The sequence below is a fragment of the Enhygromyxa salina genome (assembly GCF_002994635.1).
In the GTDB taxonomy this organism is placed as follows: Bacteria; Myxococcota_A; Polyangia; order Nannocystales; family Nannocystaceae; genus Plesiocystis; species Plesiocystis salina_B.
The window spans coordinates 83952-102084 of the sequence record NZ_PVNL01000117.1 but is presented as its reverse complement, the minus strand read 5'-3'; the positions used below and the strand labels follow the sequence as shown (position 1 = coordinate 102084).

20 protein-coding genes are annotated in these 18133 nt (G+C 69.0%); 6 read left to right on the top strand and 14 right to left on the bottom strand.

Translation table 11 applies throughout. The annotated features are described in order from the left end of the window. Positions 1-10: 10 nt before the first annotated feature. Complete coding sequence (locus tag ENSA7_RS29255; protein ID WP_181234229.1) at positions 11-910, bottom strand: ChaN family lipoprotein; 900 nt, start codon at positions 908-910, stop codon at positions 11-13. 100 nt (positions 911-1010) lie between these two features. On the opposite strand from ENSA7_RS29255, the gene ENSA7_RS44330 reads away from it, so the two are divergent. After that, positions 1011-1634, top strand: a complete 624-nt coding sequence (locus tag ENSA7_RS44330; protein ID WP_181234228.1) for a hypothetical protein — start codon at positions 1011-1013, stop codon at positions 1632-1634. Positions 1635-1647: 13 nt separating this feature from the next. Here ENSA7_RS44330 and ENSA7_RS44325 read toward each other — a convergent pair whose 3' ends face one another. The 5 genes from ENSA7_RS44325 to rpsB are packed head-to-tail and all read right to left on the bottom strand — an operon-like array spanning position 1648 to position 5083. Continuing rightward, complete coding sequence (locus tag ENSA7_RS44325; protein ID WP_106092663.1) at positions 1648-2148, bottom strand: hypothetical protein; 501 nt, start codon at positions 2146-2148, stop codon at positions 1648-1650. Then, the gene (gene frr / locus ENSA7_RS29240) at positions 2148-2717 is read right to left on the bottom strand and encodes a ribosome recycling factor (RefSeq protein ID WP_244923946.1); all 570 of its coding nucleotides are present in this window, start codon (positions 2715-2717) and stop codon (positions 2148-2150) included. Before frr ends, ENSA7_RS44325 begins: the two co-directional genes overlap by 1 nt. 3 nt (positions 2718-2720) lie before the next feature. Continuing rightward, positions 2721-3479, bottom strand: coding sequence for a UMP kinase (gene pyrH, locus ENSA7_RS29235; protein WP_106092661.1), 759 nt, complete (start codon positions 3477-3479; stop codon positions 2721-2723). A gap of 42 nt (positions 3480-3521) precedes the next feature. Continuing rightward, positions 3522-4172: a translation elongation factor Ts gene (tsf, locus tag ENSA7_RS29230; RefSeq protein ID WP_106092660.1), complete on the bottom strand. Its 651-nt coding sequence runs from the start codon at positions 4170-4172 to the stop codon at positions 3522-3524. A 23-nt stretch (positions 4173-4195) separates the two neighbouring features. Further along, positions 4196-5083 carry a 30S ribosomal protein S2 gene (gene rpsB, locus ENSA7_RS29225; protein ID WP_244923954.1) on the bottom strand — a complete coding sequence of 296 codons (888 nt, stop codon included), beginning with the start codon at positions 5081-5083 and terminating at the stop codon, positions 4196-4198. Between the two features lie 340 nt (positions 5084-5423). Between rpsB and ENSA7_RS29220 the strand changes: the two genes are divergently transcribed. From ENSA7_RS29220 to ENSA7_RS29205, 5 genes are all read left to right on the top strand, one after another. Beyond that, positions 5424-5939 (top strand): response regulator, encoded by a 516-nt coding sequence (locus ENSA7_RS29220; protein WP_106092658.1) that lies wholly within the window; start codon positions 5424-5426, stop codon positions 5937-5939. Positions 5940-6145: 206 nt separating this feature from the next. Next, positions 6146-8212: a tetratricopeptide repeat protein gene (locus ENSA7_RS29215; RefSeq protein WP_106092657.1), complete on the top strand. Its 2067-nt coding sequence runs from the start codon at positions 6146-6148 to the stop codon at positions 8210-8212. Then, positions 8202-8327: a hypothetical protein gene (locus ENSA7_RS45875; protein WP_280524044.1), complete on the top strand. Its 126-nt coding sequence runs from the start codon at positions 8202-8204 to the stop codon at positions 8325-8327. The genes ENSA7_RS29215 and ENSA7_RS45875 overlap by 11 nt, the downstream gene beginning before the upstream one ends. Before the next feature lie 156 nt (positions 8328-8483). Next, the gene (locus tag ENSA7_RS29210) at positions 8484-10298 is read left to right on the top strand and encodes a serine/threonine-protein kinase (protein ID WP_106092656.1); all 1815 of its coding nucleotides are present in this window, start codon (positions 8484-8486) and stop codon (positions 10296-10298) included. Positions 10299-10565: 267 nt separating this feature from the next. Continuing rightward, positions 10566-13640 (top strand): protein kinase domain-containing protein, encoded by a 3075-nt coding sequence (locus ENSA7_RS29205; RefSeq protein ID WP_106092655.1) that lies wholly within the window; start codon positions 10566-10568, stop codon positions 13638-13640. A gap of 3 nt (positions 13641-13643) precedes the next feature. On the opposite strand, the gene chaB is transcribed toward ENSA7_RS29205, so the two are convergent. From chaB to ENSA7_RS29165, 8 genes are all read right to left on the bottom strand, one after another. Continuing rightward, positions 13644-13892, bottom strand: coding sequence for a putative cation transport regulator ChaB (gene chaB, locus ENSA7_RS29200; RefSeq protein ID WP_106092766.1), 249 nt, complete (start codon positions 13890-13892; stop codon positions 13644-13646). A 114-nt stretch (positions 13893-14006) separates the two neighbouring features. Continuing rightward, the gene (locus tag ENSA7_RS29195; RefSeq protein ID WP_106092654.1) at positions 14007-14315 is read right to left on the bottom strand and encodes an encapsulin-associated ferritin-like protein; all 309 of its coding nucleotides are present in this window, start codon (positions 14313-14315) and stop codon (positions 14007-14009) included. 39 nt (positions 14316-14354) lie between these two features. Next, complete coding sequence (locus tag ENSA7_RS29190; RefSeq protein ID WP_106092653.1) at positions 14355-14855, bottom strand: hypothetical protein; 501 nt, start codon at positions 14853-14855, stop codon at positions 14355-14357. Between the two features lie 36 nt (positions 14856-14891). Next, a complete protein-coding gene (locus ENSA7_RS44320) occupies positions 14892-15500 on the bottom strand; it encodes a hypothetical protein (protein WP_181234227.1) in 609 nt (202 codons plus the stop codon). Between the two features lie 2 nt (positions 15501-15502). Then, on the bottom strand, positions 15503-16297 hold the full coding sequence (locus ENSA7_RS29180) for a hypothetical protein (RefSeq protein WP_106092652.1): 795 nt from the start codon (positions 16295-16297) through the stop codon (positions 15503-15505). 118 nt (positions 16298-16415) lie between these two features. After that, the gene (locus tag ENSA7_RS42610) at positions 16416-17366 is read right to left on the bottom strand and encodes a C40 family peptidase (RefSeq protein ID WP_146158253.1); all 951 of its coding nucleotides are present in this window, start codon (positions 17364-17366) and stop codon (positions 16416-16418) included. A gap of 15 nt (positions 17367-17381) precedes the next feature. Beyond that, positions 17382-17687: a DUF3817 domain-containing protein gene (locus tag ENSA7_RS29170; RefSeq protein ID WP_106092651.1), complete on the bottom strand. Its 306-nt coding sequence runs from the start codon at positions 17685-17687 to the stop codon at positions 17382-17384. Further along, entirely contained in the window at positions 17687-18034 is a 348-nt protein-coding gene (locus ENSA7_RS29165; protein ID WP_146158252.1) for a hypothetical protein, read from the bottom strand. Before ENSA7_RS29165 ends, ENSA7_RS29170 begins: the two co-directional genes overlap by 1 nt. Between the last annotated feature and the right edge of the window lie 99 nt (positions 18035-18133).

The window sequence follows — 18133 nt, the reverse complement described above, 5'->3', positions numbered from 1 at the left end:
GCGGGTCCGGTCAGCGAACCACCAGCACGAGGTCGCCCTCGCCGCGGTTGGACTCGTCGAACACGATCGGGCCCTCGACGGGCGTCATGGTCACGACCCGCACGCTGTCGTCGGGTCGGCGCGCGCGGTACTGCGTGATGACGCCGAGGTGCTTGGCGACGTGATAGACGCCGACGATCAACAAGATCCGGTGCTCGGGGTGGGCGTCGCGAAAGTCGGCGCTCGACTCGGCCATCGCGTCGTTCCACAGCGCCATCGCCGGATAGAAGGCCGGGCCGCGCTCGCCCATGGTCTTCATGAACCGGGCCTTGAACTCGTCGTCGGGCGGCACGGAGGTGCGGGGCATCAGGGCCTGCTCGCCCTCGGACAGCGTGGCCAGGTAGTCGGCGTAGGTCGCCCCAGACTCGCGGTAGGCGGTGACCAGCTCGCGCGGGGCGTTGGCGGCGATCACCGGGATCCCGCTGCGCTTGGCGAACTCGATCAGGGGTCGGTGAAGTTGCTCGTAGTTGTCGTCGCGCCCGGTCTGCTCGCGAAAGGTCGGCTCGTCGATCGACCCGGCCAGGTACGCGTCGAGCGTGGCCTGCTGATCAGCCTCGAAGAACTCCATGGCCAGGGCGACGGGTCGATCCTGCGCGGCCATGCCCTCGAGCACCGCGAGCTGGACCTGGGCGCCCACGCTGTGATGGTGGAGCTCGCCAAACCCGACAAAGTCGACGTCGGCGAGGCTGGCGATGAAGCCATCGAGCTCGCTCGGGTCGCCGTCACTGTCGAAGAAGGCGTGGGCTTCGGGATCACGCTCGGTGGCCCGCTCGGGGGTCTGGGTCGGCTGGTCGAGGCGGTCGCAACCGACGCCGATCAGCAGCGAGCCAGCGAGCAAGACACGGCGGGTCACGTCGACGAGGCTACTCACACACGACAGTGTTGCACGACGACTCGCGCGTGAGAGATTGCGCCAGCGGGGGTTCCAGGGATCGATTGCGCCTCAGCTTGCGAGCCCCGATGATGGTGTGGTGAAGCCCTGGGACGCCGCTATTTCAGGTCGACTCGTCATCCCCGCTGAGCACCGCGCGGCGTGGCTGGCGGCCGAGCTCGACTGGAAGAGCGTCCCGGGTCACCAGGTGTTGAAGGGCTACATCAGCGGCGAGACCGTCGGCGACATGGTCGATGGTGTCGAGTTCGTGGAGGCCCGCGAATTTCTGGAGATCGAGTGGGCCGGCGACGAGATCCAGCTGCGCTCGTTTCAGGGCCAGGCCGGCTTCACCGAGAGCATGGTCGGGTTCGCGGCGGCGTGGGCGGCCGCGGCTGGGTTCGGCGGCGAGGGGGAGCTGATCGGGGTCGGCGTCGTCGCGATCCGGTTCGGGTATCGCGTGCGCGTGGGCGGCCGCGAGGCTAGCGTGGAGCGGATCCCCGACGACGAGCTCGACGCGTTCGAGGCGGTCCCCGACGCGCTGGCGGTGCGCGAGCGAATGGCGGAGATCGGCGGGGCGATGGCTGACAAGCTCAGCGCGGCCGCGGGTGCCCGGCCGTTCGCGCGGCCGTCGACCGTCACGCCCCCAGCGGCGGCGCCGGCCAAGAAGAAGGCCCCCGCCAAGAAGAAGGCCCCCACCGAGAAGAAGAAGAAGAAGCCGTCCTAGGCCGGCTCGAAGCTCAGGGAGCGCCGCCGCCCGAGTCCGTGGGCACGCAAAACCCCTGGACGCACGCTTCGGCCGGGCCACACTCGTCGGTGGTGGCGCAGGCCTGCACGCACAGGCCGAACTCCTCGACGCAGAGCATGCCATCCGCGCAGGGATTGGCGTCACCACAGGGGATCGTGCACACCCCCGACTCGCTCGGTTCGTCACCGGGCACGGTCAGCGCCACGCACGACTGCGGCGCGGGGCAGACGTCCTCGCTGATCGGGCAGACGCTGGCGCAGAACTCGTTGAGGCAGATCGGGGCGCTCTGCGGGCACTCGAGGTCGTCCTCGCCGCCGCAAGGCTGCTGACACAGCCCGCTCGCGCACACCTGGTCGGTCGCGCACTCGCTGCTGGACCCGCACTGGAACCGAAACGTCGACGGCTCCGCGGCTTCGATGAAGCAGCCACCTGCGCCCAGGCAGATCACCAGGCTGAGCGTTCGGGTCAAACTCGTGTTCCAGGTCGTGGGCATCAGTCGTCCATGATCTCGGCTTCTTTTTTGCCGAGCGAGTCGTCGACCTGCTTGCTGAAGGCGTCGGTCAGCTCCTGAATCTTGTCGAGCGCGGACTTGAGCTCGTCCTCGGAGATCTCTTTGTCCTTCTCGGCCTTCTTGAACGCGTCGTTGGCCGACCGCCGGGCCTTGCGAAGCGCGACCTTGGCGTCCTCACCCGCGCGCCGGACCTCTTTGACGAGATCTTTGCGCCGCTCCTCCGTGAGGTGCGGGATCGGGACCCGCAGGACCACGCCGTCGGAGCTGGGGTTCAGGCCGAGCCCCGCGTTCATGATCGCCTTCTCGACCGCCGAGATGGTGTTGGCGTCGAATGGCTTGACGATCAGCAAGCGCGCGTCGGCCTTGGCGACCGTCGCGACCTCGCGCAGCTTCATCTGCGTGCCGTAGGCCTCGACCCGCACGCCATCGAGCTGGCTCGGGTTGGCGGTGCCCGCCCGGACCCGCGACAGCGCCTTGCCGAACGCATCACGAGCGGACTCCATGCTGCCCTCGGTCTCCATCAGTACCTCTTCACCGTCGAAACTGGCCATCGCTCAACTCCTGCTTGATGGTTCTTCTTCTGGCCACTCGTAGTGCTTGGGCGCGACGAGCGTGCCGAGCTTTTCTCCGCACACGACGCGCTCGATGTTGCCAGTGGCGAGCATATCAAACACGACGATCGGGAGGTTGTTCTCCTTGCAGAGCGAGATCGCGGTGGCGTCCATCACGTGCAAGCCGCGGGACAGCACGTCGAGGTACTCTAGCCGGTCGAACCGGACCGCGTCATCGTGCTTCAGGGGGTCCTTGTCGTAGACGCCGTCGACCTTGGTGGCCTTGAGCAGCACCTGCGAGCCGACCTCCATCGCCCGCAGGGCCGCGGCGGTGTCGGTCGTGAAGTAGGGGTTGCCCGTGCCGGCGGCGAAGATCACCACCCGGCCCTTCTCGAGGTGGCGGGTCGCCCGCCGCCGAATGTACGACTCCGCGACTTCCTTCATCTCGATCGCCGAGAGCACCCGCGTGTACACGCCGATCCGCTCGAGCCCGTCTTGCAGGGCGATCGCGTTCATGACCGTGGCCATCATGCCCATGTAGTCCGCGCTGGCGCGGTCCATGCCCTTGGCCGACGCCTTGACGCCCCGGAAGATGTTGCCGCCGCCGATCACCACGGCGGTCTCGACCCCGAGCTCGATCACGGCCTTGATCTCGCCCGCGATCGTGTCGAGCACGGGGGGATCGATGCCGTAGCCTTGCGCGCCCTGAAGGGCCTCGCCGGACAGCTTGAGCGTGACGCGCTGGAACCTGGCTTTTGACATGACTGACGCAAAAAAGGCGGGGTTGATGCCCCGCCTCCTGGCTTACGAGTTGGCGACCTGAGCCGCGACTTCGGCTGCGAAGTCCTCTTGTTTCTTCTCGAGACCCTCGCCGAGCTCATAGCGAACGAAGCGACGGATCTTCACGTTCTCGCCGATCTTGGCGACGAGCTCGCGCTGGACCTCTTCGATGGTCTTCTTGTCGTCTTTGACGAACTTCTGCTCGAGCAGCACGTTGTCGGCGTAGTACTTGTTGATCTGACCGTCGACGATCTTGTCGACGATCTTCTCGGGCTTGCCGCTGTTGAGCGCCGTCTCGCGCAGGACGACGCGCTCGGCCTCGACCCGCTCGGGGTTGACGCCCTCGCGGTCGACGGCCAGCGGGTTCATGGCCGCGATCTGCAGGCACACGTCGTGGCAGAAGGTCTGGAAGTCGTCGAGCTTGCCGACGAAGTCCGTCTCACAGTTGACCTCGAGCAGCACGCCGACGCGACCGCCGTGGACGTAGCTGACGATCGCGCCCTCGGTGGCGATACGACCGGCCTTCTTGGCGGCCTTGGACAGGCCCTTGGTGCGCAGGTAGTCGACGGCTTTGTCCATGTCGCCGTCGGTCTCCTTGAGCGCCTTTTTACAGTCGAGCATGCCCGCTTGCGTACGCTCGCGGAGCTCCTTGACCATCAATGCGGTGACCTTCATGGGTATGTTCCTTGCCGGTGGGCTCAGTTGGAGGTTGCGTCGGCGTCGGCGGAGCTCGAGGAGCCCTCGCCCTCGGGGGACGCCGCGGCTTCGGGGGTCGGCAGCTGGGTGCGGCGCGAGACGAGCTCGACCTTGGGCCCGTCGCCGCCAGTGGTGACGCGGATCGGCGCGGGCGCGGACTCGATGTCGGCCTCGGCCACGGCGCGCTGCTTGCCGAGGCGCATGCCCTCGGACGCGGCGTCGGCGATCTTGCTGGTGATCAGCTTGATCGACCGGATCGCGTCGTCGTTGCCGGGGATGATGTACTGGATCTTGGAGGGATCGGCGTTGGTGTCGGCCAGCGCGATCACGGGGATCTTGAGCCGGTTGGCCTCGGCCACGGCGATGTGCTCCTTGGCGGGGTCGATCACGAAGATCGCACCGGGGAGCTTGGGCATGTCCTTGATGCCGCCGAGGTTGCGCTCGAGCTTGCCGCGCTGACGCTCGAGCTGCAGGACCTCTTTCTTGGTCAGCTTCTCGTAGGTGCCGTCCTCGGACATCTTCTCGATGTTGCGCAGCTTGTCGACCGACTGGCGGATCGTCTTCCAGTTGGTGAGCGTGCCGCCGAGCCAGCGGGTGACCACGAAGTACTGGCCGCAGCGCTGGGCCTCGTTGATCAGCACGTCTTGGGCCTGGCGCTTGGTCCCCACGAACAGGATCGGCGCGCCCTCGGCCGCGACCGAGCGCACGTACGCGTAGGTGCGGCGCATCAGCTTGGCGGTCTGCTGCAGGTCGACGATGTGGACGCCGTTGCGCGCGCCGAAGATGTACTGGTTCATCTTCGGGTTCCAGCGCTCGGTCCGGTGACCAAAGTGCACGCCGCACTCGAGCAGCTGGCGGATCGTGATGATCCGCTGAGCTTCGTCCATCATCTGAAGGCCGCTGTCGGCCGCGGTATCGGTATCGGTCTCGGTCATTTTTTATCCTCGCGTTGGGCCTCTGCCCCCTTCGTCGGAGTTGCCCACCGACCGCGGCGTTCGTTCGCCTCGGCCGGCACGCCGGCGCATCCTCCAGGGGCATGGGGTTTGGTTGAAAAGGCGGCGGTTGGTACCACCGGGGAGCGCTTGGTGCAATGCCTGGCGCCGCTCCGCCGAGACCGGCAACCACGGAACCCAGGGGTGGGCGCTGCACGCGTGCGTGAGCGGGGCCACGCGTGGGGTCGGCCGGCGGCTGCCCGGAGTCCGGATCACCTGATACCTTCGCGCCGCGCCCATGATCCGCCCGTGCCAAGCCGTCTTCGCTGGACTCACTGCGCTGACCCTCGTCGCCAGCGGCTGCGCGGGGTTGGTCTCGCCGGGTGGGGCGGGGCTGCACGCGGTGGATCTCGATCGGCCCGAGATGCAGCAGTTCTCGGTCGCGAGCATGACGCAGCTCGAGCGTGACGTGCGGATCGAGACCGGCGATCGAGACCGGCCCAAGCTGACGCCGGCGCTGTTCTGGACCGGCATCATCGTGGGCACGGCTGGGGCCGTCGGCAGCGTGTCGTTCGGGGTCGCGGGGTTCGTGACCAAGAACCAGCTCAAGACTGGTTACCAAGACGACGGGCTGACCGTCGAGGATCGCGATGCCCTGGTCAACCGCGGCGAGGCGTTCAACACGGCGGCGATGGCGACGGCTGCGGCGGCCGTGCTCGGCTACGCGCTGTCGATCGTGACCTACGGCGTCGACTGGAACCGCTGCGGCCCCCTGGTCCACAAGCGCCGACGCTGCAAAGAGCTCGGTCTCTAGATCTAGATCGGCGCTCGCAGTTCGCCGGCCTGAAAGCCCGAACGTGGCCCACGTTGGGTCTACGCGCGGTCGCTCGCCGCTTCACTCGCCCGCACCGGTCCTGAGGCGGGCGCTCCGGTTCGCAACCTCGAAGCGGCGAGCGTCGTCGCAACCGTGCGCCTGACCCGAGCTGTAAACAGGTGCCAGGCTGAGGCACGATTCTCACGGTGACCAAGCGCGAGCCCTCGCCCTCGCGGGCGTCCAGCGAGCGAGCGCCGCTCTCGTATCGGGCCCGGCTGGCGGGGGTGCTCGCGTTGGTGGCGGTCGTGTTCTTGCCGCTGCTTCGTCATGGGCTGGTCTACGACGACGGCTGGACCCTGCGCAGCAACGGGTTCCTGCGCCCCGGTCAGTTCGAGCTCGCGCTGTTGTTCTCGCCCGAGGCGGGGGCGCGCCATGTTCCCGATGCATTTCGACCGACGCTCGTCAGCTTCGACGCGCTGAGCGTGCGCCTGCTCGGGGTCGAGCCCTGGGCCCATCACGGGCTGTCGATCCTGCTGCATCTGAGCGTGTGTGGCTTGCTCGCCCGGTTGCTGCGAAGGCTCGGGCTGGACGAGTCGTCCACGCTCGCGAGCGTGGCGCTGTTTGGGCTGCTGGCGATCCACGCCGAGGCGATCGCGGTCGTCTCGTTTCGTGAGGACCTGCTGGCGGCGGCGCTGGGCCTCGCGGCCATGCTGTCGGCGGTGCGCGGGATCCAGGCCGAGCGTGCCCGCGCGGCGCTCGGGTGGGGGGTCGCGGCCATGGGTCTGCAGGCGCTGGCGTGCGGCGCCAAGCTGTCGGCGGCGCCGCTGCCTGGGATCTTGGTGGTGCTCGCGTGGCTGGGCCCAGGCCCGGGCTGCGCGGCGCTGGCTCGCGGTCGCGCGCGGCTCCTGCTGATCGTCGGCTTGCTCGCGGTCGGGGTCGCGCTGGCCGTGGCGCAGACCTGGATCGTCCACGGCGGCAGCCCCTACGGCGTCGACAACCCTCGGGTCTTGGCCCAGCGGATCGGGCTGGCTCCGGTGCTCGCGGCCTCGACGAAGATCCACGTCGGGTATCTGCAGCAGATCCTGGTGCCGCTCGGGCTGTCGCCGGAGTACGTCGATCGCGGGGCAGGTTGGCTCGAGCCCGCGACGCTGCTGGCGAGCGCGAGCCTGATCGCGCTCCTCGTCGCCGCGCTGGTGCTGCGTCGTCGCTGGCCGCTGGCGAGCTTCGCCGTGCTGGCGTGGATGCTGGCGAGCGTGCCGACCAGCAACTTGATCGGCCTGCCGAACATGCGGGCGGACCGGTTCATGTACCTGCCCAGCGCGCCGCTGTGTGTCGCGCTGGCGGTTGGCCTGCTCGCGCTCGGACGCCGCCTGGCCGCGCACCCGGCCATCCGGTCCCAGCTCGAGTTCGGGCTCGAGCTCGGGCCCGATCCCGAGCGATCCCGGACCCGCGACGATCTTCACGCGTGGCTGCCCCTCGCCGCGTGCGTGCTGATGCAGGGTTCGTTCGCGGTCGCCGAGGCTCGGGTATACGTGAGCAACACCACGCTGTGGCACGAGGCCGCCCGCCGAGCCCCCGAGTCGGCTCGCGCCCACGCGCTGCTGGGCCTCGAGTACAGCGGCGCCGCGCAAGCGGGGGATCACCTCGACGTCGAAATTGCGGCGAAGGCCGAGGATGCGTGTCGCGTCGCACAGCAGCTCGATCCTCTGTACGAGCTCCCGCAGCTGTGTCTGGGCTCGCTGGCGATCTCTCGCAAAGACTGGGCTGCCGCCTACGAACATCACGCGCGGGCCGTCGAGCTCAGCGTCGATCGCAATGATCGGCCGATCGCCGCGCTCGCCCAGCTGGCCCTGGATCTGCCCAGCGCGTGGCTCCGCCACCACCCTGAGCTCGGTGATCGCCAGCACCTCTCGCGCAGCTGGCTCGAGCGCGGACTAGGCGCGTACCCGTACTCGCCCGAGCTCCACGCCGCCGCCGCGCGGGTCCACCATCGGCTCGGCGAGGGGGAGCGGGCCATGCAGCTATATCGCCGTGCAAGGTCGCTGCGACCCGACCGTTGGGAGACGGTCGTCGGGGGGGTGGAACTCGCCCTCGATCTCGGCGATGCTGCGGCGGCACACCGGACGTGGTGGGCCGAGGCCAAGCTGCTCGAGCGGGCCGACCCGGCCACTCGCACGCGTCTCACCCGTCGCCTCGCCGCAGCGCGCACCGCCCCCGGATTCTCCCTGTTACACTCGCTGCTCGACCCTGGAGTCTTTCCTTATGAGCCGTAAGAAGTTTTATGCCCTGCTGGTCATCGCCGCCCTCTCGATCTCGATCGGCGGAGTAGCCTGTGGTGACACCGTCGAGGACCTCGACAAGCTCGACGAGACCTACGGCGCGACCTGATCTGCCGGTCCGCTGGCCTGATGGTGGGCGTGGTAGCTGGCGAAGTCGGCCGTCTCGCGCGGCGAGATTCCCACGCCCAGGGTGCGATCACGGACGCCGGAACTTGTCGACCCGAGGGGGTCTTGTCGAAGTGAACCTTTGATATTCTCTGCGCGGATGCCCAGGGAGGTTGAAGCGACGGCGAAGCTCGCTCCTTGCCCTCACTGCGCCGCGCTCCACGACGAAGATCTGCTGCGGTGTGACTCGACGGACTTGTTGCTGCCGCTCGAGGGCCGGCGGCTCGACGGGAAATTTCGGTTCCTGTCGGCGCTCGGCAGCGGCGGGATGGCGACGGTGTACCTGGCGGTCAACGAGCGGGTTGATCGAGAAGTCGCGATCAAGTTCTTGCGACCCGAGGTCGGGCGAGATCCCGAGGCGGTCGCTCGATTTCGGAGCGAGGCCAAGGCGGCCGGACGGATCGGCAGCCAGCACATCTGCGAGATCCTGGACCTGGGTGACTCGCCGATCGGGCCGTACATCGTGATGGAGCGGCTGCGCGGGATCGATCTTGCCCAGCTGATCCGGCGGCAGGGGCGGCTGCGGCCGGGCTACGCGGTGCGGGTGGTCCGTCACACCCTCGAGGGGCTCGCGGCTGCGCACGCGGCCGGCATCGTCCATCGGGATCTCAAGCCGGCCAACATCTTCTTGCACCGCACCGAGTCCGGCGACACGGTCGTGAAGCTCATGGACTTCGGCGTGTCGAAGTTCCTCGACGGCACGGGCGAGGCGCAGACCGGCAGCGGGATCCTGCTTGGCACGCCAGAGTACATGGCGCCCGAGCAGCTCGAGGGCGCCAACAAGCTGGGCCCATCCTCGGATCTGTGGGCCATGGGCGCGATCTTGTATCGGGCGATCACGGGCCACCAGGTGTTCAGCGGGCCCACGCTGGTCGCGGTGATCAGGTCGATGGCGCTCGACGAGGTCACGCCGCTGTCGCGGCTCGTAGAGGGCGTGCCGGCGGAGCTCGAAACGATCATCCACCGGTGTCTGCAGCGCGACATCGCAGCGCGGTTTCAAACTGCAGAAGAGCTGTCCGAGGCGCTCGAGCCGTTCGAGACCCTCGAGGTCGACGCCGTCCCGATCCCGCAGCCGGAGTCAACCCGCGAGCTGTCGGTCTCGGCGCTCGAGGTCGTCACCGACGACGCCGTCGAGTCTGCGGGGGAGTCCGAGACCGCGATCTGGCGCGAGCGCGAGCTGGCGGAGCAAGCCAAGGCGCCGATCGTGGCCGCGCAGCTCGCCGCCGCGCCCACCACCAACTCGAAGCTGGCGGTTGGGATCGTGGCGGCGGTGGTGGTCGTCGTCGGCGCGCTGTGGCTGTACTTCCAGGATCCCGCGCCGACCCCCGCGCCCACGCCAGGCGAGCAGGCGAGGATCGGCGAGTCGGCCAGCGAGACCAGCGGTGCGCCGCCGTTGGACCTCGCCGCCGGGGCCGATCCCGCGGGGCAGTCGACGACTGAAATTGGAGAGACCGGCGAGCTCGCCAACTCTGGCGAGACCGAGACCGGCGAGCTCGAGGACTCTGGCGAGACCGAGACCGAGATTGAGACCGAGACCGGGGAGGCCGACCCATCCGCCGACACGGGCGGCGGCGCCTGGGAAGCTGCGACCGAGCGGCCGGCCCCGTCGGGCACATTCCGGGCCGGGCCCTACATCGCCCCCAACGAGCCGGGCTCGAACTCGGACCTCGCCGCGGCCAAGGCGACCTGCGCGAACCTGGCGAGCACAGGCTACGCAGGCGAGTCGGGCTGGAAGCTGGCCAACCCGGCCCAGCTCGCCAAGTTCATTGGCAACAACAAGGTCAAGCGCGGGCGCTACTGGACGACGGCCTTGAACAAAGGCCGCGCGTGGACCTACTCGATGCCGGGCGGCAAGAAGACCTCCGAGAAGGCCGAGCGCAGCGTCGCGCGGGCGCTGTGCGTGATGAAGTACTGATCGGCGCCGCGCCAGGTCAGCTACCCCGGAGGGTCACCGGGCGACGGTATGCGCAAGGAGATCGCGGAGTACGAAGAGGAGATCGCCGGGCGTCGTAGAGATCGCTGCGCTCGAGGCTGACGGCGCGGAGACCAAGACTGTGCAAGAGCGAGCCAGCTCCTCCGCGGGCGCCAGTGGCCAAGCCAAACGGCAGCGTGAGCGCGAGCGTCAAGCCGCCGGTCTTCAGCTGAGCCTCGCGCTCGGCTGCACTCGTGTAGACTTTCGCGCGTGCCGAACGTCGACGACACGCTGGCCGCCGATGAGCCGGCGCCGGTGGACACGAGCGACGCGACGCTGGTCGGAGACGCTCGAGCGACGCCGGGCGCAGTCCCACCCGGCGGGTCTCGAGCGCCGGCTCGGCTCGCCCCCGGCGACCACGTCGGGCGGTTCTTGGTGCTGGCGCGGATCGGCGCGGGTGGCATGGGCGAGGTGTTCTCCGCCTACGATCCACAGCTCGACCGCAAGCTCGCGCTCAAGCTGCTCCACCCGGCGGCGCCCAGCACCGACTCGACGATCGGGCGCACTCGGCTGCTGCGCGAGGCCCAGGCGATGGCCCGGCTCCAGCATCCCAACACCGTCGCGGTTCACGACGTCGGTGAGCATCACGGCCGGGTGTTCCTGGCCATGGAGTTCATCGCGGGCCAGACCCTGGGCGCGTGGCTGCAGGAGCGGCCGCGCGACTGGCGGGAGATCCTGGCGGTGTTCGTCGCGGCCGGGCGAGGCCTCGCTGCCGCCCACGCGGCCAAGCTGATCCACCGCGACTTCAAGCCAGACAACGTGATGGTCGGTGACGACGGCCGCGTTCGGGTCATGGACTTCGGGCTGGCGCGCGCGCGCCAGCCCGGCGAGGCCTCGAGCGTGACCGCGCTCGACCGCGACAGCGTGGTCGAGCGGCTGCGCGGTGACCTCGACGGCAGCCGGACCAACCTCTCGACCACGGTGACGGCGATGGGCTCGCTGACGGGGACGCCGGCCTACATGGCGCCCGAGCAATTCTTGTCGGAGGCCGTCGACGCCCGGACCGATCAGTTCTCGTTCTGCGTGGCGCTGCACGAGGCGCTCTACGGTGAGCGTCCGTTTCCCGGCGACAACGCGGCCGCCCTGGCCCTGTCGGTGGTTCAAAACACGCGCCGCGAGTCTACCAACCCCGACGTGCCCGCCTGGCTGCGGCGGGTGATCGATCGCGGCCTGGCGATCGACCCCGACCAGCGCTGGCCCAAGCTCGACGTCCTGCTCGCCGAGCTCGAGCGCGATCGTAGCCGACGCCTGCGCCAGCTCGGGATCGGGCTGGCGGGCGTCGCGTTGGTGGCGTTGGCCACGATCCCGTGGCTTCGTCGCGACGAGCCCGACAAGCCCGAGATCTGTACGGGTGGCGCGCGGATCATGGCCGAGACCTGGAGCCCCGCGCGGGTGAGCCTGGCCGAGCAAGCCGTGCGCGCGACCAAGCTCGATCACGCCGCCGACACCTGGACGCGCATCGCCCCGGAGCTCGATCTGTGGAGCCGCGGCTGGATCGACGCGCACCGTGAGACCTGCGAGGCGACCGAGCTGCACCGCGGGCAGAGCGCCGAGCTCATGCAGCTGCGGATGCGCTGCCTGGATCGCCAGCGACGTGGGTTCGCGGTGCTCGTCGACGATCTCGAGGCCGCCGACGCCGACGTGGTCGAGGGCGCGGTCGCGGCCGCCCAGGCGCTCCCGCGTCCGGCTCGCTGCGCCGATGAAGACTATGTCCGCGCCGTGGTCCCGCCGCCCGAAGACCCGGAGGTCGCGGCCGCCGTGGACGAGCTGCGCCGCGAGCTGGCCACCAGCGAGACGCTGCGTCGGGTCGCGCCCAGCGAGCGGCTCGCCGAGGTCGAGGCCCTGCGCGAGCGAGCGGCGAGCCTCGACTACCCCCCGGTCCTGGCCGAGGCGGATCTGCGTCTGGGCCGGCTGCACGCCGAGCAGGCCCACGGTCCAGCCGCGGTCGCGTCGCTGCGCAGCGCGTACTTCTCGGCTCAGGCGCTGGGGCTCGACGAGCTCGCGCTGGGGGCCGCGACCGAGCTGATCTTCGCGACCGGCGAGCTCGAGGCCGACTACGCGAGCGCGGTCGAGTGGGCCGAGCACGCCGCCGCCGTGATCACCCGCAGCGGCACCGAAGACGACGAAGCGCGGCGCCTCGATCGACTGGCCCAGGTCCACATGGCCAAGGGCGACAACGCCGAGGCCGAGGCCGAGCTGCGCCGGGCCCTCGAGCTCCACAGCGGCGCCCGCGGCAAGCAAGACGCTGGCAGCGCGGCCATCCACCTGACGCTCGCCGACTTGCTGCAAGACCTCGGTCGCAACGACGAGGCCCGGGTCGAGTTCGAGCGCGGCGGCGAGCTGATCCGCGCCGAGCTCGGGGAGGGCCACCCGCGCCTGGGCCTGACCTGGCTCGGGCTCGCCCAGATCGCCACCGCCGAGTCGCGCCACGACGACGCGCGAGCGCTGATGGAGCGGGTCCACGAGCTGTGGTCCAAGACCTTGCCCGAGGACCACCCATGGTTCGGGGATCTCTACAACGATCGCTCCATGGTCTACAGCCTGGCGAAGGACCGTGAGCTGGTTCGCGCCGACCTCGAGCGGGCCGTCGAGATCCGCCGCCGCAGCCTCGGGCCCGACCACCCCAGCTTGGCCTCCGCGCTGACCAACCTCGGCACGACCCGGAACGAATTGGGTGACGTCGAAGGCGCGATCGCGGCCATGCGCGAGGCCGAGGCCATCCATCAGCGGGCGCACACCGATCACTCGGGACCCGCCGTCTACACCTACGTGCAGCTCGCAGGGATCCTGGCCGCGACTGGCGATCTCGACGGCGCGATCGAGCGGGCGAACATGGCCGAGCGCGCCGGGATCAAGGCGTTCGGCGACACCCACGACATGGTCCTGCGTGCGCGGATCCTACAGGCGTACTTTGCCATGCTCGCGCACGACGACGCCGCGCGGGCCCAGGCGTTGATGCTCGGCAACCTCGAGCTCGCCGAGGCGCGCGGATTCCCGCCCAACGAGATGACGTTCTTGAGCTTCGTCCTGCTCGCCGAGGCGGAGCTGAAGCTCGGCGCAACGGAGCAGGCGCTGGCCCACATCGAGCGGGCCTGGGCGCTCGACAGGCCTCGGGACGACGACAACTACATCGAGCTCGCGCTCGATCACGCGAAGGCTCTGTGGGCGCTCGGGCGAAAGACGGAGGCGCGAGCGGCCGCCCAGCGGGGGCTCGAGATCGAGGTGAACAATGCGGATGGGCGTGAGCTGCACGGCCAGATCCGCGAGTGGCTGCGAGGGCGGTAGCGCTCAGCCCTTCGCTCGCCACTTTCCGCCCTGGTCCCCGTCCTCGTCCGGCTTCTCGTACTTCTTCTTCACGGCGGCCCACGCAACCTTGTGGGCGGTCTCCTCGCGCGTGTCATCCTTGTCCCGTCGCTCTTTGGGATCTTTGTATTGCTCCCACGCGCTGTTGAACGCCTCGCGGTAGATGTCCTGTGCGTGGGCCGGAAGGTTGTCCTTCACGCTCTCGGGGAGATCGGAATTCGTTGCGTATGGCACTGGCATCACTCCTGGTGAGTCACCGTGGGCGAAGGCTGCAAACCCCATACCTGCGCCCCACGCCAGAGCTGAGCTCGGCGTGGCCCGAATGCCCGAACGCTGTGCCAGATTCGATCAGTCGCCGGTCACGGTCGCCTCATGACCGGTGATGCTGCCCTCTTTGAACAGGTACTCGCGCAGCTGCGAGTCGAACACGGGCATGCGCCGACGCAGCCACTCGAGCGCCATCGCAGCGTGCTCGATCTCCTCGTCGCGGTTGTGGGCGAGGATCTTGCGCAGCTCGTCGTCGGTGCAGGCGTCGACGCGCTGGTTGTACCAGTCGACGGCCTCGAGCTCTTCCATCAGCGAGATGATGGCGCGGTGCACGTCCTGGGTCTTGTCGCTCAGGCGCTCGAGGGGCTCGTGATATCCTTCGTTTGACACGACTACCCCATAGCATTCAATGCAGCTGGCACAAACGCGTCAGGGAGCGGGGCTGAGGGCCGTGACGGTGCACCCCGCCGGGCGTGGCATCGCGCCCTGGCCGGGCGCGCCCTGGGGCGCCTGCTCGTGCGGGTTCGGTTGTTGCTCCGCGAAAGGGGTGCAGGTGACCTCGACGGTCTGACCCGAGCGCCCGACGAGCTGCTCGTGGCTGACGGTGTCAGATGGTTTGAGGTTGTGCTCGGTGCCGGCTGCGTCGACCAGCGTGAACTCGCGACCCATATAGGCTTCGACCGACTTGGTCCGTGGCAGCTCGGTGTACGTGAGGGCGCCCGAGACAGTGAGCGACGTGGGGTCTGCAGGCGGCTGCTCGGCCACGGGTTGCTCGGTCGCCGGCGGCTCGGCCGGTGTGGCGTCGGCCTCTCCGGACTTTTCGGTGACGGCGGGCGGGCTGTCGTCTTGGTTGGCGGTCGCGCAGCCGAGGACCCCGGAGCTGGCGCAGAGAGCGGAAACGACGAAGAGGGCGACGTGCTCGTGAGTCATGGAATCGACAGCTCGCGGAGAGAGACGTCGCCAACACTACTGGCAGACGAGCAGCGGCAACAGGCTGCACGTCAGGCCGGCGCAACAGCCCTTGGATGCGCAGCTCTGCCCAGTTCCCTGGCAGCAGCCGGCGAAGCTCAAGGTGCAGTCGTTGCACGCGAGCATGCCCCCGCCGTAGCCAAAGTCCGAGCAGGTCTTGCCCTTGAGATCCATGCCGTCGCAATTCTCGCTGGATTGCGCGATCCCGTCGCCGCACTCGGGCACCGGATCGCCGTCGCCGTCGCCGTCGCCGGACTCGGTGGGGTCGCCGTCGCCGTCGCCGTCGCCGTCCTCGCTCGGGTCGTCGTCGCCGTCGTCAGACTCGGTCTGATCGCCGTCGCCGGACTCGCTTGGATCGCCGTCCCCAGCTGCTGTGGTGTCGGCGTCGCCATCACCAGGCTCGGTCGGGTCGTCATCGCCGTCACCGTATGGGGCGGTCGTCGAGTCGTCGACCATGAAGGCTTCGACACACACGCCTGCTGTGCCGCAGACTTGGCCGTTGAAGCAGGCCTCGTCCTCGGTGCAGGGCAGGCCGCTGGTGTCGCCCTGCACGAAGCAAGCGAGCTGCGAGACAACGAAGCAGATGGCCCACCCGCGCGCGCGCATGCTCAAAACTCCCCCGCGAGCACGAGCCCGGTCGGCGTCGCGCTCAGCGACAGCTCGGCTCGCCTGGTCTTCGCGGACAGGCCGATCAGGGTCGCGCCCGAGGCCGCCGAGATCACGGCGAGCCCGACCCCAACGCCGAACAGCACGTTGCCCGTGCGGCCGCGCTGCTGTGCGGCCGTGCGGGCGTCTTCGGTGGTCACGCTCGTGAACGCTCGATTGGCCTGTGCACCCATCAAGCCGCCCGCGACCGCCAGCCCCGCGAACGGGGCGGCCAGCGCGATCATGCTGATCCCCGCTCGTCGCTGGGTCTGGCCTCGCCTGGTATTGATCGGGTCTGGCGGCGGCCCCTGGAGGTGGGCCACGGCGCGCTGATGCGCCGCCTCGCGCTGGACCAGGTCATCCTCGAGCTGCTTGACGTCGGTGTCGGTGTCCGGATCTTTGCCGATCGCCCGCTCATCGGCGCGGTAGTCAGCCATCAACCGGCGAGCCAGCTCGAGGTGCTCGTGCGCTGCGTCGACGTCGTAGGCGTAGACGTGGGCGCGGGCGAGGTTATAGCGCAACCGCGCCAGCGCCCGGTCCCGGCGGATGGGATCGCCGATCTCTTCGGCGACGGCGTAGGCCCCCGTAAACGCCTCGATCGCGCCGAGGTAGTCGTGGGTCTCGTACCTGGTCTGGCCGTCGAGAAACAGCTGCTGGGCCGCCGAGATCATGACGCTGTCGGGGTCCTCGACGGGTGCTGGCGCTGACGCGGGCGCGCTGCACAACACGATCGAAAACAAGGTCCCACGGACAATCACGGCGGGAGTGTAGCACTTGGTGTCAGGGCGAGCGGTGTAGCGTTTGGCTCCGACCAACTCTGGTCATTTTATCCAACACAAATTCCGTGGGTAGGCTCACGTCATTGGGTACACCTGATCAGGGGAGATTAGTCTGGCGAATACCACGCAACGGCAACTCCACATGCTCGCGCTGCGCTTGGGCCCGGCCCCAGTCGAGCAGCGCAGCGGTCGAGCCCCGGCGCAGCCACTCGGCGTCGAGCTGGAACTCGACCTGCGGTGCTTCGATCACCATCCCCCGCGAGCGCGAGGCATGGATAATCGTGTCTGTGGGGCCCACGATACCCACGTGCAATCGTTGCATTGTGCGCGAGTGGATGAATAGGAGGTCACCTGGCGTACCTATCGCGCTTCCACACAGCTGCCCGCCCCCGCACGCCGCGAGTTGGTCATGTGAATGCCGCGGCAGCAATAAATGCAGCGCCCGATCATAGGCACGCTGGACCAGCGCCGAACAGTCGATCTGCCGAGTACTCGCACCACCTAGGCGGTAGGGGATCCCCAGGTAACTCCGCGCCGCCTCACAAATGCGAGCACCTGCGGGATCTGGGCTGGGTGCGACCAATGGTCGCGGGGGCTGGGCCGGACCGAGCAGCCCCGTCGCCCAGCCGATCGTCCCGTCGCGGGCCCGCAGGAGCATGCCTGGCCCGTCGTGCGCGAGGTGGCCGACGGGGCCGTCATCGGCCTCGAGCTCGGTCGCCAGCGAGCGCTTCGGACACGAGGGGTGCTGGGCCCACAGCTCCAGCCCCGCGTCTGGGACCGCGTACCACTCGCGCACGGGCATTGGTCGCAGGTCGAGCTCGAGCTGCATGTCGTCGAGCAGCAGCGGCGTGAGCGTGGCGACGACCGCTGCGCGCAAGCTCGGGACCGCGATCTCCCCGGTGACGATCAAGGTCGGCGTCAGCGGCTCGATGTCGAGGCTCAGCTCGATGTGCGTCCACCCGTAGCGCAGGCGCAGGCGCTCACGCAGGTGCTCGAGCTCGCCGTGGATCCCCCGCAGGTACGTGATCAGCCGCTCGTCCAAGCCCATCGACGTCGCTCTGAGTCAGCTGGGACCGAGCACGCCTTGCCTGCGCCACAGCCACTCGAGCACCACCGGACCGAACGGCAACAGCGCGAGCACGCCCGCGAGGCACACCCGAAACAACCCAACTCGATAGACCCGCGCGACGCTGAGCAGCGCGATCAGGTAGACGATCAGCAGCACGCCGTGGGTCCAGCCGACCCAGCCGACCGCCTCGGGCTGGTCGGCGAGGTACTTGAGCGGCATCGCAACCCCGAGCAGCGCGACGAAGCTCGCCGTCTCGATCCGCCCGATCCAGTAGAACCAATTTCGGGTGTCTTGATCCATCAGCGGACCACCATGGGCGTGAGCGCGGTGAGCAGCGCGACCAAGATCAGCCCGGCGCGCCAGCGCGAGGGCTCGCGCCCCGGCTCGACCGCGCGCACGGTCTCGTGCAGGGCGACCAGCGAGGCGATCATCGAGATCGAGATCCACGGGGCGCCCAGCGAGATCGAGTGGACCCGCGCCATGCCCCAGCCGCTGACCCAGGTCAGCACGAAGCCCGGCGTCGCCAGCCAGTGGGCGGCCCGCCGACGAACGTCTTGGGCGCCGGGCGCGATCACGACGGCGATCCCCATCGCAAACGCGATCACGCCGACGAACTTGGCGAGGCGCAGGGCGAGCCACAAGGTCACGGCCGGCTTATCCTCGTCAGCCCGGGTCGGTGTCAAGCAGACGGTGGCGAGCAGACGGGCGGATTGCGGGCGTCGCCGCCGATCAGCCGCGATACCATG